Source organism: Pseudomonas sp. AP3_22 TE3818, from assembly GCF_053628995.1.
On the sequence record NZ_JBRJHL010000001.1, the window covers coordinates 2,614,323 to 2,629,829 of the forward strand.

A 15,507-nucleotide genomic window follows, 5' to 3' on the forward strand; every position below is an offset into this window, starting at 1 on the left:
GTTGCGGTGAACCTGGCTAACTCACTTCAAGACCAGCATCCGATAAACGCCATCCTCAACCTCGATCCCGTGGGTGTCATGGGTGAAGCCGGGGAAGGATTTGTCGAAGGCTTCCAGTGCCTTGAGATACGCCAGCAGCGGACCGTCCGCGGGGCCTGCGTTCTCACCTGGCATGAGCAGCGGGATGCCTGGCGGGTACGGCACGATACCGGTGGCGGCAAGGCGTCCGGCGGCTTGCTCGAGCGTCACCAGTTCGATGTCGTTGCGCACCAGCTTTTCGTAGGCCTCCACCGGGCTGAACTCGGCTTTTGGCAAGGTGCCGAAGGCCTGGGACATGTTGGCGGTGGTCTTGTGTTTCTTCATGGCGGCGAAGATTTCGTCGGCCAGATCCTTCAGGCCCATGCCGGCATAGCGTCGCTGGTTGGCGTTGTACAGGTCGGGCAGGCACAGCTCCAGCTCGGCGTTGTCGTCGTAGTCGCGCTTGAAGTCGAGCAGGGCGTTGAGCAGCGTGCCCCACTTGCCTTTGGTGATACCGATGGAGAACAGGAACAGGATGGTGAAGTCGGTGGTTTTCTCGACCACGATACCCTGGCGCCCCAGATACGCCGTGATCACACAGGCCGGGATGCCGGAGGCGAGCAGGTTGCCGTCGTCGCCCATGCCCGGGGCAAGTACCGATACCTTGATCGGGTCGAGCATGCAGTAGCCGTCTTCGATGTCACCGAAACCGTGCCATACCGCGTTCGGGTGCAGGACCCAGCAGTTCGGGTCGGTTTTAAGGGTAGCCGGGTCGACCTCATGGAAAGGCACGGTCGCGGCGCCCACCTGTACGGTCGGCGGCTGCCAGCAGGTGAAGAACCAGTCGTCCTTGCTCAGCATTTCGTTGTGCATGCGCGAGAGAACCTGGCGGAAGCTGATGGCTTCTTCGATCGACTCGCTGGTGAGGATCTGTCCGCTCGGCGCTTCCATCATGGCCGAGCTGACGTCGCAGGACGCCATGATCGCGTAGTTCGGCGAGGTCGAGGCGTGCATCATGTACGACTCGTTGAAGCGCGCATGTTCGATCGGGTTACGGCCGTCGCGCACGTGGATCATCGAGGCCTGGGACAGGGCGGCCAGCAACTTGTGGGTCGACTGGGTGGCGAACACGGTCGGCTTGGACTTGTCGTGGTCGGCCGGGTTGCCGTGCATGGCATGGCGTCCGCTGTACAGCGGGTTGAAGCGCGCATAACCGTACCAGGCTTCGTCGAAGTGCAGGCGGTCGACGCTTTCGCCCAGCAACTCTTCGACGCGGGTGACGTTGTAGGTCAGGCCGTCGTAGGTCGAGTTGGTGACAATCGCGTGCACCGGCGTCGGGTCGATGCCTGTCTTGACCAGCGGGTTGTTGGCGATGGCGGCTTTCACGCCTTCGGCGCTCAGGGTCTGCGGCAGGATCGGGCCGATGATGCCGTAGCGGTTGCGGGTCGGCACCAGGTAGGTCGGAATCGCCCCGGACAGGGTCATCGCATGCTCGGCGGACTTGTGGCAATTGCGGTCGCACAGGGCGATCTGATTGCGCGTGACGCTGGCCATGAGAATGACGCGGTTGGACATCGACGAACCGTTGGTCACGTAGTACGTGCGGTGTGCACCGAAGACCTTGGCGGCATAACGTTCGCCCTGGCCGATCGGGCCGCTGTGATCGAGCAGCGAGCCCAGTTCACCGACCGAGATCGACAGGTCGGAACGCAGCAGGTTTTCACCGAAGAACTCGTAGAAGGCGCGCCCGGCGGTGCTCTTGAGAAACGCAGTGCCGCCGGCATGGCCCGGGGTGTGCCAGGAGTATTCATAGGTGCGGGCAAACTTCACCAGCGCGCCGAACATCGGCGGCAGGGCCGCCTGACGATAGCGTTCGATGGCGGCCAGGATGCGCCCGCTAAGGAAGCCTGTGGTGTCTTCGGGCAGCCAGATGAAATCGTCGGCGTGTTGCATGACCAGCAACGGAATGCTCGACGCGGTGGTACGGTCACTGATCAGGAACACGGGCACCCGGGTGTTGCGCTCGCGCAGTTTGACCAGCAGTTTGATGCAGTCGGCGTGGCCTTCGCTGGTGTCCATTTCCCAGCGGATGAGCACGCACTGAACGGCAGGGTCCGAACGCAGGATCGATGCGGCATCCGAGAGGCTTTCCGAGGCCAGAACACTGACGCCACGTCCCTCCACATCGTGGACCAGATGATCCAGGGCGCGGCCAAACACCGTTCGTTTGTCCGGTGGACTGCTGACCAGTAGCGCCAGCATGCCCAGCGAGTGTTTATAGTCCGTCATGCTTGAACCTCCAGAGTGGCTTTATTCAGATTGTTCACCGGCACTGGCTCGGCAGTGAGGTGCTGCGCGCTGACGGTTTGCGTCGGTACGCTGTTGTTGAGTGCTTCGAGGCGGATCAGGCGGTTGTTGACGAAGCCGAACAGGGTGTAGCCGAAGATCGTGGCGACGCCACCGAGCATCAGGGCCTGCTCACCGGAACTGTACAGCGCCAGGTAGCTGTAGGCCGCCGCGATAAGAGCAATGACGTTGGTGGCCAGCGCCTTGCCTTCGGGCACGTTGGAGACTTTCTGCATGGTCATCAGCGCGGCCATGGACAGGATGTACGGCACCAGGTTGGTCACCACCGCGAGGTTGACCAGGGTGTCGAACTGCTTGCTCAGGTCGGGACTGATGGTGAGCAGGGCCAGCGCGGTCTGTGCAGCGAGCAGCACCAGCATGCCGACAATCGGGGTACCCGCCTTGTTGGCCTTGGCGAAGATCGACAGGAAGTAACCGGTGTCGGCCGAGCTTTTGTACACCTGGGCGATGGTGAACTGCCAACCCAGCAGCGAACCGATGCAGGCGAGCACCATGGCCGCCATCACGATGTCACCGACCATCGGGGTGAACATCTTGGCGAACACCAGGCCGAACGGCGCGGTGGACGCGACCAGTTCTTCGTTGCCGACGATACCGAAGATGACGTTGGTGGAGACGATGTAGATCACCGCCGCACCCAGGGTGCCGCCCAGCACGGCAATCGGTACGTTACGCTCAGGGTTTTCCACCGCGTCGGTGTTGGCGCAAGCCGATTCCAGCCCAAGGAAGGCCCACAGGGTGATCGCCACCGAGGCGCCGGCCGCTTCGAACCAGCCTTTGTCATGAGGGTTCCAGCCAGCGGCGTAGACGCTGCTGTCGAAATAGAACCAACCCACCGTGGACACCAGCACCACCGGTGCAATCACACCCCAGACGGTGATCGCGCCGATCCGGCCGGTAATGCTCGCGCCGCCAAAGTTGGCGAAGGTCGTGATCCACAACAAGGCAATGGTCGCCAGACCTACTTGCAGTGAATCAAGTTTTATTCCGAACAACGTCTGTATATAGCCAACCGCGGTAATACTGATCGCCACGTTGGCAATCAACAGTGAGAGGCCGTAGGTGTAGTTGGTGATGTAGTTACCGGCTTTACCGAACGTGTATTCGGCATAGCCGCCCATGCCGCCGGTCTTGCGGCTGAGCATCCCGCATCGCGCAAAGGCGTAGGCCAGAGCCAGGGAGCCGGTGGCCGTCACCAGCCAGGAAAGTATCGAAATTGCACCGACTTCCGCTAGTTTCGTCGGTAGTAGCACAATGCCTGAGCCCAACATGTTGACGGCGGTCAACATTGTCAGTTGCCCCACACTCATTTTTTTTGCGACTGACATTCCGTTGCCTCACTTAGTTGGCGATTGAGAGTCTAGCTATAGCAAAGGATTGAAAACTCGCAAGAAATGGCCTCAGCCATCTCGTTTTTGCACTCATTTGCAAAAAAGGCACGATGCTGGCCCCCAAGTTAAAAAATCCCCCGCAAAATTAGTTCATTTTCAACTAGTTAGATAGGTCGAGATGCGCAAGATATGGATCGCGTTAATTCCGCTAGTTGTTGCGGGTATCACCAATTCGACGCAAGCCAAAGAACTGGCCACCCAGGATCAATACATGTGCAGTTGGGGCGCGGGCACCGCTGCAAGGGCACAGGAACTCAAGCTTTCAGGCGTTTCTCTATACGCCGCGCGGCAGAAAATCCAGGCCTACAAGTTCTCAAAAACATGGATGCGCATGATGGCACTTGGCATTACAGAGCAAACTTATGACAGTTCGTCGCGATTGAAACCGACGGCCGTGCGGCAAAGCTTTTATGAGGACTGCGTCAGGTACAAGTTGGCGCGTAAGTAAAGAAGAGGTGGGCGCTGGTCGGATCGACCGCGGCGCGGGCCGGTGACGTCTATATTGACTGACCATCCCGGCGATCGGATGGGGTGTTAAAACCGGTTTCCTACAACTCAATCAGGAGGTCAACATGAACCAGATCGATAAAGTGTTGTACACCGCCCAGACCCACACCACCGGCGGGCGTGACGGCGCCTCCCGCAGTTCCGACGGAATACTCGATGTAAAGCTTTCGTCGCCAGGTGCGGGCGGTGGCGGTACTAACCCCGAGCAATTATTCGCTGCCGGGTGGTCTGCCTGCTTTATCGGCGCCATGCAAGTGGCAGCCAGGGAAATGAAAGTGGCGTTGCCCAAGGATGTGGCGGTCGATGCGGAAGTCGACCTGGGCACGAATGAAGGCGGCTACCTGCTCCAGGCTCGGCTCAATGTCAGCCTGCCGGGGCTGGACCGTGAGACCGCACAGAAAATCGTCGACACCGGGCACCAGTACTGCCCGTATTCGAAAGCCACGCGCAACAACATCAACGTCGTGCTCAAGCTCGTTTTGTAGGAGCTGGCTTGCCAGCGATGAGGACCGCAAGATCGATGCAGGTTCCCATCGCCGGCAAGCCGGCTCCTACAGTGTTACGCGGGCATCAATTCATCTTGCTGTGATCATGCGCCATGTTGCCGTGATCCATGGTGCCAATCGCCTTGGCAACGGCTTCAACCTGGATCGACTCTTTCTCGCCCTTGGCGTCCTCGACGGTCAGGGTCAGCGGCACCTTGTCGCCTTCCTTGATCTGGCCCGTCAGGTTCATGAGCATGATGTGGTAGCCATTGGGGTCCAGGCTCACCGCTTTACCGGCCGGCAGTGCCACAGCGTCCACCTGCTGCATTTTCATCACGTCATCTTTCATGCTCATTGCATGAATCTGCACCAGAGCTGCCACCGGCGTTTGCACGCTCAACAGTTTGCTGTCGCTGCTCGCGGTGACGGTCATGAAGGCGCCGCTCGATGGCTGGCCGGCTACGGTGGCGCGGACCCAGGCGTCGTCGACCCGGGTTTGTGCCGACGCTTGAAACGCCAGTCCGACCAGGGACAAGCCCAGTGCCAGTTGCTTGCAACGTTGCGCGAAACGGTTCTTAGCCTGCGGGGCATTCATATCAGCAAACCTCCATCACGGTGAGCAGGTCCTCTGCGCACTCTTTGGCCGTCAGGGACGCGGACAGCCCCAGGCGCAGATTGCCCCGGGAGTCGAAGACATAACTGGTCGCGGTATGGGAGAGGGTATAGGTATCGCCGCTCGGGACTTTTTCAAAGAACACGCCGAATTCCTTGGCGGTGGCGGCGGTTTCTTCCAGGGTGCCGTACAGCGCTTCAAAACTCGGGTCGAAGGCCTTGACGTACTTGTCGAGCAGCTCTGGCGTGTCGCGTTCCGGGTCCAGGGTGATGAAGATCACCTGCAGCCTTTCGCCATCGCGGCCCATCAGCTTTTTGGCCTGGGCGGCACGGGCCAGCGTGGTGGGGCACACGGCCGGGCACTGGGTGAAGCCGAAGAACACCAACGGCATCAGGCCGCGATAGCTGCCCAGCATCCTGGTTTCGCCCTCGGTGTTCGTGAGCTTGAAGTTACGCCCCATGATCTTGTCGCTGAGGTCTTTGCCGTACTTGAACGACAGCTTGCTGCTGTCGTCGCAACCGGCGAGCAGGCCCAGGCTCAACAGGCCCATGCCTTGCAGGACAGTTCGGCGGGTATACAAAGTACTCATGGAAAAAAGCATCCTGTTGAACAGGCTGAAACTGACAGCGTGGTGACTGTACAGACGAAAAAAAACGTGGGGATCTTAACAAACTGTGCCGGTGGCGGCGGGGTGGATACGACCATTGGACCGGCGCAGAGGCGTGACATAGTGTCGCGCCGTCAGGGCGAGAGTGTTCTTGTGGCGAGGGGGCTTGCCCCGTTCGACCGCGAAGCGGTCGCAATACAGTTGCATGCGGTTTACCTGACATACCGCATTACCCGGGTTCGGGACTACTTCGTAGTCCAACGGGGGCAAGCCCCCTCGCCACAGGCAAGCCCCCTTGCCACAGACAGCCCTCACCACAATGTTTCAGCCGGGCTTAACGACGCAACTTCGCGCAATGATCCTGTTCCGGCTGTGCGGCCGTGTACCACACGTAATCCGCGCTCTCGGCGGTCACGGTCTTGCCCGCTTCGGCGAGGATCAGCACCGCATTGCCTGCACCGGCACCGAGGTCTTTCAAGTGCAGCGGCACCCCCAGGTCCTTGCGCACATGAAACGCCCCGGCCAGTAGCAACGCCGGCGTCGGCGCGGCCATCAGGCGCTCGGCCATGTGCCGGTCGCGTTGTTGCTGCACGGCGAGCATGGCCGGCATTTGTGATTCGGGCAGCAGACCGCAATGGGATTGGCGGATGTCGTCCAGCAAGGTCGCCTGCACCTGTCGGGTGGTGGACGCTTCACCATTCAACACAGGGCGCTGTCGGTAGATCTGCATGATCTGCGCGCGGTCCAGATTCGCCGCCAGCAGCGGATAGGGTTGGCGCAGCGCGTAGGTGACAAGGGCACCGTAGACGCTCCAGTCCCAATTGGCCTGCCAGGCCAGCGCCTTGAACGCATCGGCCGGCGGCTGGCCAGCGCGGGTCGCGGCTTGCGCGGCATCGACTTTGGCCTGTTGATCGGGGTTGAGCATCTCCATCAGCAGGCTGCCCTGGGCACGCTGTGCCGCCAGCTCGCGCAGCAACCACAATTGCAGGGCGTGGTGGTCCGGGTTGTCGTGCTGTTCACCGACCAGAACCCGCGGTGCAACGGCCAGGCGTTCGACCAGTTCCAGCGGGGTCAGCGTGCGACCGCTGGCCAGTTCGCGGATGACGCCGAGATCGGCGTGATCGCGCCCTTGCGGGGCAATCGGCGCCGGGGGCGGCGTTACAGAATGGGTTTGGCAGGCAGCCAACAGGCTGAACGCACACAGCAACAGAAAGCGCATCGGTTTTCCTTGAATAGACAGAAGCTCCCTCGATCAACGAAGGAGGGGGACGGTATCAGCGCGCAATGATCAACGGGTGGCCGCGTTCCGGGTGTTGATGAATCAGCACCTCCAGGCCATACACCGCCGCCAGCGCCTCGGCGGTCAGCACCTGTGCCGGTGGACCGTAGGCCTGGGGCAGGCCTTGTTGCAACAACAGCAGTTGATCGCAGTAGCGTGCAGCCAGATTGAGGTCGTGCAGTATCACCAGCACCGCTGCACCGCGCTCGGCGAAGTCGCGCACGGCTTGCAAAATGGTGTGCTGGTGCAACGGATCGAGCATCGACGTCGGTTCATCGAGCAGCAGGGTTTGCCCTTCGGCCCCCGGCCAGAGTTGAGCGAGCACTCGCGCCAGATGCACGCGCTGGCGTTCACCGCCGGACAGCGCCAGATAACTGCGCCCGGCAAGATGAAGCGCATCGGCCGCTGAAAGCGCCTCGGCGACGATTTCGCCATCGCGCACGCGGCCGCTGGCGTGAGGCAGGCGCCCCATGCCCACGACTTCATTGACCGAGAACGCAAAGTTCAGGCTTGAACTCTGCGGCAGTACGGCCAGGCGCCTGGCCCGTTCCTGGCCCGGCCAGTCGGCGAGCGGACGCTCATCGAGGCTGACCGTGCCTTCGCTGGTGGGCAGTTCGCCGCACAAGGCGGCGAGCAGGGTGCTTTTGCCGGCGCCGTTCGGTCCCAGCACGCCGAGCACTTCGCCGGGGCGCAATTGGATATCGATGTTCGCCAGTACCGTGCGGTTGCCACGACGTACCAGCAAGTTGTTTGCCCGCAGCATCAGGAACGCCCTCGTACCAGCAGATAGAGAAAGAACGGCGCGCCGATCAGTGCGGTCACGATGCCGATCGGCAATTCGGCCGGTGCCAACAGCAGGCGCGCGGCCAGATCGGCCAGCAACAGCAGGCTCGCACCGGCGAGCAACGACGCGGGCAGCAACACCCGGTGATCCGGGCCGACCAGCAGGCGCATCAGGTGCGGCACCACCAGGCCGATGAAGCCGATCAGGCCGGCTGCCGCCACGGCCGCGCCGACGCCGAGCGCCGTGCACAACACCAGCTCAAGCTTGATCCGCTCGATGTCGAAGCCCAGGTGACGGGCCTCCGATTCGCCCAGCAGCATGGCATTGAGTGCCGCCGCACGACGTGGCAACCACAGCGCCACGCCCAGGGTGACGATCAGCAACGGCCACAGGCGCGGATAGCTGGCGCCGTTGAGGCTGCCCAGGTTCCAGAACGTCAGGGTGCGCAGGGTCGCGTCATCGGCCAGGTAGGTGAACAGACCCACGCCGGCACCGGCCATGGCCGTCATCGCCACACCCGCCAACAGCAGGGTGGCAACGTCGGTTTGCCCGTTGCGGCGGCCGAAGCGATACACCACCGCCGTGACGATCAAGCCACCGGCGAAGGCGCTGACCGACAGCAGATAAGGTTCGATGGCCGGTGGCACGCCGCCCAGCAGGCTGCCGCCGACGATGGCGAGGGCGGCACCCAGCGCGGCACCGCCGGACACGCCGACCAGGCCCGGGTCCGCCAAGGGGTTGCGGAACAACCCCTGCATCGCTACGCCGGACAACGCCAGTACCGAGCCCACGGCGATGCCGAGCAGGCTGCGCGGCAGGCGGATCTGCCCGAGGATCAGCTCCGCCTGCTGCGTGTCGCCCCCGTCAAGCGGCAACCCCAGCAGGCGCATCCCGGCCAGCAAGGTCTCGCCCAGCGGCAGGCTGACCGGCCCGAGGGCCAGGGACAGCCAGAACACCAGCACCAGCACCACCAGCAAACAGTTCAAGGTCGGACGCGGCCGGAAAATGGCCGTCATGGGTTGATCCAGGCGGTCTGCGCTGTGGCGTCCGGGTAGAGCGCCGTGGCACAGGCCAGCCGTGTTTTGATACGCATCGGGACTATTCCTTGGTCGATCAGAGAGGGCGGACATCGAAAACTTCCTGGCGGGTGATGATGCCATCGACGCCCGGCTTACGCACACGCCACGGTGCAGGTTGGACATTGGGGACGAGCGCGTTGAACCCGGTGTCCATCCAGCGCCGGTTGCGCAGCGCTATGGATCATGAGAAGAACTTGTGATCATCACGATTAAAATGAGTTTGTCTCACTCATCGGTACTGTCGACAATGGCTCCATTGAACGCATTGGAGTTATTTGACATGGCTGTGGCCCATTCCCTTGGATTTCCGCGCATTGGTCGCGACCGTGAACTGAAAAAGGCCCAAGAGGCGTTCTGGAAGGGCGAGCTGGACGAAGCCGGCCTGCGCGCCGTTGGCCGTGACCTGCGCAAGACCCACTGGGACTTGCAGAAAAAGGCCGGCATCGAGCTGCTGCCGGTTGGCGACTTCGCCTGGTACGACCAGGTCCTGACCCACTCGTTGATGTTTGGTGTGATCCCTGAGCGTTTCCGCCCGCACGATGGCAAGGCCAGCCTGCAGACCCTGTTCGGCATGGCGCGCGGTGTGAGCGACAGCTGCTGCGGCGGCGCCCACGCCCAGGAAATGACCAAGTGGTTCGACACCAACTATCACTACCTGGTCCCGGAGTTCAGTGCCGACCAGCAGTTCCAGCTTGGCTGGGATCAACTGTTCGAAGAAGTCGAAGAAGCCCGCGCACTGGGGCACAACGTCAAGCCGGTGATCATCGGCCCGCTGACCTACTTATGGCTGGGCAAGGCCAAGGGCGCCGGGTTCGACAAGCTCGAACTGCTCGAACGCCTGCTGCCGCTGTACGGCCAGATCTTCCAGCGCCTGGCGGCGCAGGGCGTCGAGTGGGTGCAAATCGACGAGCCGATCCTGGTCCTCGATCTTCCTCAGGATTGGAAAAACGCCTTCGAACGCGCCTACAACCTGATCCAGCGCGACCCGCTGAAGAAGCTGGTCGCCACCTACTTCGGTGGCCTGGAAGAGAACCTGGGCCTGGCCGCCAACCTGCCGGTGGATGGCCTGCACATCGATCTGGTGCGTGCGCCTGAACAGTACCCGACCATTCTCGACCGCCTGCCGGCCTATAAAGTGCTGTCGCTGGGTGTGGTCAACGGTCGTAACGTCTGGCGCTGCGACCTGGAAAACGCCCTGGCCACCTTGCAGCACGCTCACGAACGCCTGGGTGATCGCCTGTGGGTCGCGCCGTCCTGCTCGTTGCTGCACAGTCCGGTTGATCTGGGCCGCGAAGACAAGCTCGATGCCGAGCTGAAAAACTGGCTGGCGTTTGCCGTGCAGAAGTGTGAAGAGGTCGCGCTACTGGCTCAGGCGGTCAACGAACCCGAAGCGTCGAACGTTCTCAAGGCGCTGAGCCAAAGCCGCGTCGTTCAGGCTGCCCGGGCTGCATCGCCACGCATCCACAAGCCGGCTGTTCAGGCGCGTGTGGCCGCGATCACCGCCAGGGACAGCCAGCGTCAATCGCTGTTTGCCCAGCGCATCGCCAGGCAACGCGCCGGCCTGAACCTGCCGCTGTTCCCGACCACCACCATTGGTTCGTTCCCGCAAACCGCGTCGATCCGTCTGGCGCGCCAGTCGTTCAAGCAAGGCAAGCTCACCGAAGCCGAATACACCGAAGCGATGCACAGCGAGATTCGCCACGCCGTGCAAGTGCAGGAATGCCTGGGCCTGGACGTGCTGGTGCACGGTGAAGCCGAGCGCAACGACATGGTCGAATACTTCGCCGAGCAACTCGACGGCTATGCGTTCACGCGTTTTGGCTGGGTGCAGAGCTACGGTTCGCGATGCGTGAAACCGGCGGTGATCTTCGGCGACCTGAGTCGCCCGAAAGCCATGACCGTGGAGTGGATCCGCTACGCCCAAGGCCTCACCGACAAAGTGATGAAGGGCATGTTGACCGGTCCCGTGACCATGCTGATGTGGTCATTCCCGCGCGAAGACGTGACCCGTGAAGTACAGGCCCGTCAGCTGGCCCTGGCCATTCGCGACGAAGTGGTGGACCTGGAAGCCGCCGGGATCAGGATCGTGCAGATCGACGAAGCGGCGTTCCGCGAAGGCTTGCCGTTGCGCCAGGCGCAGTGGCAGCACTACCTGGACTGGGCGACCGAAGCGTTCCGCCTGTGCGCCTCGGGTGTGCGTGACGAAACCCAGATCCACACCCACATGTGCTACAGCGAGTTCAACGATGTGATCGAGTCCATCGCCGCCATGGATGCCGACGTGATCACCATCGAAACCTCGCGCTCGGACATGGAGTTGCTGGACGCGTTCGAAGCCTTCGCCTACCCGAACGACATCGGCCCCGGCGTGTACGACATCCACTCGCCACGGGTGCCGGACTCCTCGGAAATGGCCAACCTGTTACGCAAGGCCGCCAGGCGCATTCCCGCCGAACGCCTGTGGGTCAACCCGGACTGCGGCCTGAAAACCCGCGGCTGGCCGGAAACCGAAGCGGCGCTGGTGCACATGGTCAACGCTGCGCGTCAGTTGCGTAAAGAATGGGCCTGACGCGTTAGCAGCATGACCCTGACCGGAGCATTTCACTGTGCTCCGGTTTTTTTATTGGCCGTGCCGACGCCTTCGCTGGCAAGCCAGCTCCAACAGGTTTTGTGAACACTGAAGAACCTTGTGGGAGCGGGCTTGCTCGCGAAAGCGGTCGATCAATCGCGGATGATGTTGGCTGTGCCGACGCCTTCGCTGGCAAGCCGGCTCCCACAGGTTTTGTGAACACTGAAGAACCTTGTGGGAGCGGGCTTGCCCGCGAAAGCGGTCGATCAATCGCGGATGATGTTGGCCGTGCCGACGCCTTCGCTGGCAAGCCAGCTCCCACAGGTTTTGTGAACACTGAAGAACCTTGTGGGAGCGGGCTTGCCCGCGAAGGCGGTAGACCAATCGCGGATGATGTTGGCTGTGCCGACGCCTTCGTTGGCAAGCCAGCTCCCACAAGTTTTGTGAACACTGAAGAACCTTGTGGGAGCGGGCTTGCCCGCGAAGGCGGTAGATCAATCGCTGATGATGTTGGCCGTGCCGACGCCTTCGCTGGCAAGCCAGCTCCCACAGGTTTTGTGAACACTGAAAAACCTTGTGGGAGCGGGCTTGCCCGCGAAGGCGGTCGATCAATCGCTGATGATGTTGGCCGTGCCGACGCCTTCGCTGGCAAGCCAGCTCCCACAGGTTTTGTGAACACTGAAAAACCTTGTGGGAGCGGGCTTGCCCGCGAAGGCGGTCGATCAATCGCTGATGATGTTGGCCGTGCCGACGCCTTCGCTGGCAAGCCAGCTCCCACAGGTTTTGTGAACACTGAAGAACCTTGTGGGAGCGGGCTTGCCCGCGAAAGCGGTCGATCAATCGCTGATGATGTTGGCTGTGCCGACGCCTTCGCGAGCAAGCCCGCTCCCACAGGGGGCGCGGTGCCGCGCTCCTACAGCCTTGGCTCGGCCACCAGCAGCAACGACTGCGGCACAGGGCTTTGCGGGTGCTGCGGTTCCTGCAAGCCGGCCAGTACAAAACCCGCCATATCCAGCGCATTGAGCCAACTGGACAGGGTACGGAAGTACCACGGCATGGGCTGCCACTGGCCCTTGAACCCGGCAAAAGTCTCTTCCCGCCAGCCATCCTGATAGTCGCCCGCGGCAACGGCCCACGGGTGCAGCGTCTGGATCACCAGCGCGCCGCCAGGGGCGAGCAGGCTGTTCATGGCGCCGAGCAGGGGGATGATGTCCTGATGCAGCAGGGCGAAGTTGGCGCAGATCAGGTTGTAGTCGCGACCGATGTCGACGGCTGCCTCTGCCAACTGTTCATAGCTCGCCAGATGCACCGGGGCAGCGCCCGCCGCCCGCGCCGCCGCCACCAGCGTCGCATCGCCATCCACCCCGACCGCCTCGATGGCCCGGTCCGTCAGCGCACGCAACAGCCAGCCTTCGCCGCAACCCAGGTCGAGCACACGCTCGGGCTGGCGCCCCAGCACCGCCAGCAGGATGGCCTGGTCGGTGACCTTCAGACGGCTTTCGATGGTGCCCGTGCGGATGGCGTCGATCCAGGCCCGGGCATTGTGGTGCCAGCTGTCGAGGAGGGTGGATTCGGGGGCGGGCATGGCGTTGTCCGGCGCTAGGTGGCCGTTGCCAAATGATAGGCAACCAACGCGTTGGCGTGGCCATGACCCATGCCGTGTTCGGTCTTGAGCCAGGCCACCAGCTCCATGTGTTTCTTGTCGCTGAGGGTTTTAAGCAGGTCCAGCCAATGGCTGATCGGCTGCCCATACTTCTTCTCGATTGACGGGAAGTACGAAGCCGGTCCTTTGGGTTTTGTCTCTTCGGTCACGATGCAAACTCCCTTTTCGCTTTTGTGGGTTCGAAAGCCGCACCGGTTACGTTACTGATTTGCCGTCGGCGAGTCCATCGTTCCAGCGGTCATCCCGTCATCGATCGCGATGCCCCGGGCGCGCATGGCCTTGATCAACTCGCTGCGGGTGCCGGGCAGGTTGAGCATGGTCTGGGCACGCAGCGCCGTGACTTCTTCGGCAGTGTAAGGCTGATAGTCGGCCGGCAGGCTTTCGCCCGCCATGCCGTCTTTACGCATCAGCCAGTTGAGCAAGTCCGCCAGTTGCGCGTTGTTCAGCGCCGACTGCGACATGCCCGGCACCCGCACGAGGAATTCGCGGCCGCCCGGTACCTTCAGGAAGTTGCCGACAAAGCCTTTCATCCGTGGCGTGTCATTGACGGCGGAACCCGTACCGTCGCCCAGGTGGCAACCGGCGCATTGCAGCTGATAGTTGACGCCGACGCCGTACCCGGCCTGGGCAATCGGTTTTTGAACCTCTTCGTTGCCCGGTGCATGGCCCTGCGCCGGGTCGGGAATAGCCCGGGCGAACGCGAGCGGGGCGCTCAGGGCAAAGACGACTCCGAGCAAGATCAACCTACGCATAAAACAAACCTCCGCTGATGACCGGTTTGGCACCTGTATGTAGGAGCGAGCTCGCTCGCGAAGAACTCAAGAGCGCCGCGTTAAACCAGATAGCCCGCGTTATCGTTGACGTTCTTCGCGAGCAAGCTCGCTCCTACAGGTACACACACAAAAAAAAGCAGTAAAAAAAGAACAGCAGCCACAGAAAAAAATCGCCGGTTGCGCGAGCAACCGGCGCAAAGTGCGCGTTTAGACGGCGACGCCGCGGATCACCGAAACGGTGCAGTGGTAGATGTGCGACTTGGCGGCCAGGCACCAGTTCACGTCGTTGTTGTTGAACGGGCGGTAAGCCGGTTCTTCACTGTCGTTACGGGTACAGGCGCACTGGGCGCAGCTTTGCTTACCGCAGCAGTCGTTGTACGAAATGATGTAGTCCTTGCCATCGGCCGGGTTGCGGCAGGTGCCGATCCAGGTCACTTGCGAGGCCTCGGTGCCTGGTGGGCAGGAGGTCACCGAACCACCGCAGCAACTGCACAGAAAGCCGTCGATGGAGCAGTAGCGCCAATAGTCGCAACTGTTCGGATCACCCGGATCGCCAGCCTGCGCCGGCTCCGCGGCCAGGGCCTTGCTGGTACGGTCCAGCGGCAGCAGCAAGGGCAGGGCGGCACCGGCCACCATCAGCGAGCCCATGCGCGACAGCAGTTTACGGCGCGAGGTGGTGTCGGCCACACGGCGGGTCGAGCGCTCGAACAACAGATCCAGCAGTTTCATAAACGTCTCCCTGCCTTATCAGTGGCTATGGCCGTGGCTGTGGTCGTGGGTGTGGGATTGGGCATTGAGGTACTGCTGCAGCGTGGCGTGCTTGAGGTGCTCGACTTCGAACAGGCTGTCCAGGTGCTCGCGAGAGTTGACCAGGCCCTTGGCGCGCAGGGTGCCGGCCTTGTCGATCAGCGCGGCGTACGGCAGCTTGCCGATCTGGTAGGTCATGCCCACTTGCGGGCCGACCACGTAGGTGGCGTCTTCGAGTTTGTGTTCACGGATCAGCGCGTGCTGGGCGTCCATGTCGCCATCGCTGACGAACACCACGTCCAGGCTGCCCGCTTGTTCCTTGGCGATGGATTTGATCGCCGGCAGCAGCGACTTGCAGATCGGGCAGGTCGGCGAGAGGAAGAACAGCAATTGCGATTTTTCACCGGCATAGCCGAAGTTCACCGGGCGACCGTGACGATCGCTGGCAGTGATCTGTGGTGCGGGTTCATTGACCGCCACACCTTTGTCGACCATCAGCGCGCCGGCCGGGGCCAGACGCCCGTGCAGCACACCAATCTGCCGCACCAGGCCCATGACGACAAACGCCACGGCCACCAGCAGCACCCAGAGCAGAACGTTGGAAACAATCAAGCCTTCCATTTCG

General features: G+C 62.1%; 15 protein-coding genes. 3 read left to right on the top strand and 12 right to left on the bottom strand.

The features are described from left to right. Positions 1-21 precede the first annotated feature (21 nt). Together AB7M25_RS11905 and potE are read right to left on the bottom strand one after the other, a co-directional pair. Complete coding sequence (locus AB7M25_RS11905) at positions 22-2,307, bottom strand: Orn/Lys/Arg family decarboxylase (protein WP_429389478.1); 2,286 nt, start codon at positions 2,305-2,307, stop codon at positions 22-24. Then, positions 2,304-3,713 (bottom strand): putrescine-ornithine antiporter, encoded by a 1,410-nt coding sequence (gene potE / locus AB7M25_RS11910; protein WP_104448685.1) that lies wholly within the window; start codon positions 3,711-3,713, stop codon positions 2,304-2,306. The genes AB7M25_RS11905 and potE overlap by 4 nt, the downstream gene beginning before the upstream one ends. 181 nt (positions 3,714-3,894) lie before the next feature. Here potE and AB7M25_RS11915 point away from each other — a divergent pair, with 181 nt between their 5' ends. Continuing rightward, positions 3,895-4,224, top strand: coding sequence for a hypothetical protein (locus tag AB7M25_RS11915; protein WP_429389475.1), 330 nt, complete (start codon positions 3,895-3,897; stop codon positions 4,222-4,224). A gap of 124 nt (positions 4,225-4,348) precedes the next feature. Next, positions 4,349-4,768: an organic hydroperoxide resistance protein gene (locus AB7M25_RS11920; RefSeq protein ID WP_429389474.1), complete on the top strand. Its 420-nt coding sequence runs from the start codon at positions 4,349-4,351 to the stop codon at positions 4,766-4,768. A gap of 85 nt (positions 4,769-4,853) precedes the next feature. On the opposite strand, the gene AB7M25_RS11925 is transcribed toward AB7M25_RS11920, so the two are convergent. From AB7M25_RS11925 to AB7M25_RS11945, 5 genes are all read right to left on the bottom strand, one after another. Continuing rightward, positions 4,854-5,363 carry a copper chaperone PCu(A)C gene (locus tag AB7M25_RS11925; RefSeq protein ID WP_429389472.1) on the bottom strand — a complete coding sequence of 170 codons (510 nt, stop codon included), beginning with the start codon at positions 5,361-5,363 and terminating at the stop codon, positions 4,854-4,856. 1 nt (position 5,364) lies between these two features. Continuing rightward, positions 5,365-5,970, bottom strand: coding sequence for an SCO family protein (locus AB7M25_RS11930; protein WP_429389471.1), 606 nt, complete (start codon positions 5,968-5,970; stop codon positions 5,365-5,367). A gap of 352 nt (positions 5,971-6,322) precedes the next feature. Further along, positions 6,323-7,207 (bottom strand): ChaN family lipoprotein, encoded by an 885-nt coding sequence (locus tag AB7M25_RS11935; RefSeq protein WP_429389469.1) that lies wholly within the window; start codon positions 7,205-7,207, stop codon positions 6,323-6,325. Between the two features lie 55 nt (positions 7,208-7,262). Continuing rightward, positions 7,263-8,030, bottom strand: coding sequence for a heme ABC transporter ATP-binding protein (locus tag AB7M25_RS11940; protein ID WP_429389467.1), 768 nt, complete (start codon positions 8,028-8,030; stop codon positions 7,263-7,265). Then, a complete protein-coding gene (locus tag AB7M25_RS11945; protein ID WP_429389554.1) occupies positions 8,030-9,013 on the bottom strand; it encodes a FecCD family ABC transporter permease in 984 nt (327 codons plus the stop codon). The genes AB7M25_RS11940 and AB7M25_RS11945 overlap by 1 nt, the downstream gene beginning before the upstream one ends. Before the next feature lie 397 nt (positions 9,014-9,410). On the opposite strand from AB7M25_RS11945, the gene metE reads away from it, so the two are divergent. Beyond that, on the top strand, positions 9,411-11,699 hold the full coding sequence (gene metE / locus AB7M25_RS11950; protein WP_454237335.1) for a 5-methyltetrahydropteroyltriglutamate--homocysteine S-methyltransferase: 2,289 nt from the start codon (positions 9,411-9,413) through the stop codon (positions 11,697-11,699). A gap of 913 nt (positions 11,700-12,612) precedes the next feature. On the opposite strand, the gene AB7M25_RS11955 is transcribed toward metE, so the two are convergent. From AB7M25_RS11955 to mauD, 5 genes are all read right to left on the bottom strand, one after another. Then, the gene (locus AB7M25_RS11955; protein WP_454237336.1) at positions 12,613-13,284 is read right to left on the bottom strand and encodes a class I SAM-dependent methyltransferase; all 672 of its coding nucleotides are present in this window, start codon (positions 13,282-13,284) and stop codon (positions 12,613-12,615) included. 14 nt (positions 13,285-13,298) lie between these two features. Continuing rightward, the gene (locus tag AB7M25_RS11960; RefSeq protein ID WP_007978105.1) at positions 13,299-13,511 is read right to left on the bottom strand and encodes a DUF4287 domain-containing protein; all 213 of its coding nucleotides are present in this window, start codon (positions 13,509-13,511) and stop codon (positions 13,299-13,301) included. A 51-nt stretch (positions 13,512-13,562) separates the two neighbouring features. After that, entirely contained in the window at positions 13,563-14,114 is a 552-nt protein-coding gene (locus tag AB7M25_RS11965) for a cytochrome C (RefSeq protein WP_429519465.1), read from the bottom strand. 228 nt (positions 14,115-14,342) lie between these two features. Further along, entirely contained in the window at positions 14,343-14,864 is a 522-nt protein-coding gene (locus AB7M25_RS11970; protein ID WP_007978110.1) for a methylamine dehydrogenase light chain, read from the bottom strand. An 18-nt stretch (positions 14,865-14,882) separates the two neighbouring features. Beyond that, positions 14,883-15,503: a methylamine dehydrogenase accessory protein MauD gene (gene mauD / locus AB7M25_RS11975; RefSeq protein ID WP_454237337.1), complete on the bottom strand. Its 621-nt coding sequence runs from the start codon at positions 15,501-15,503 to the stop codon at positions 14,883-14,885. Positions 15,504-15,507 lie beyond the last annotated feature (4 nt).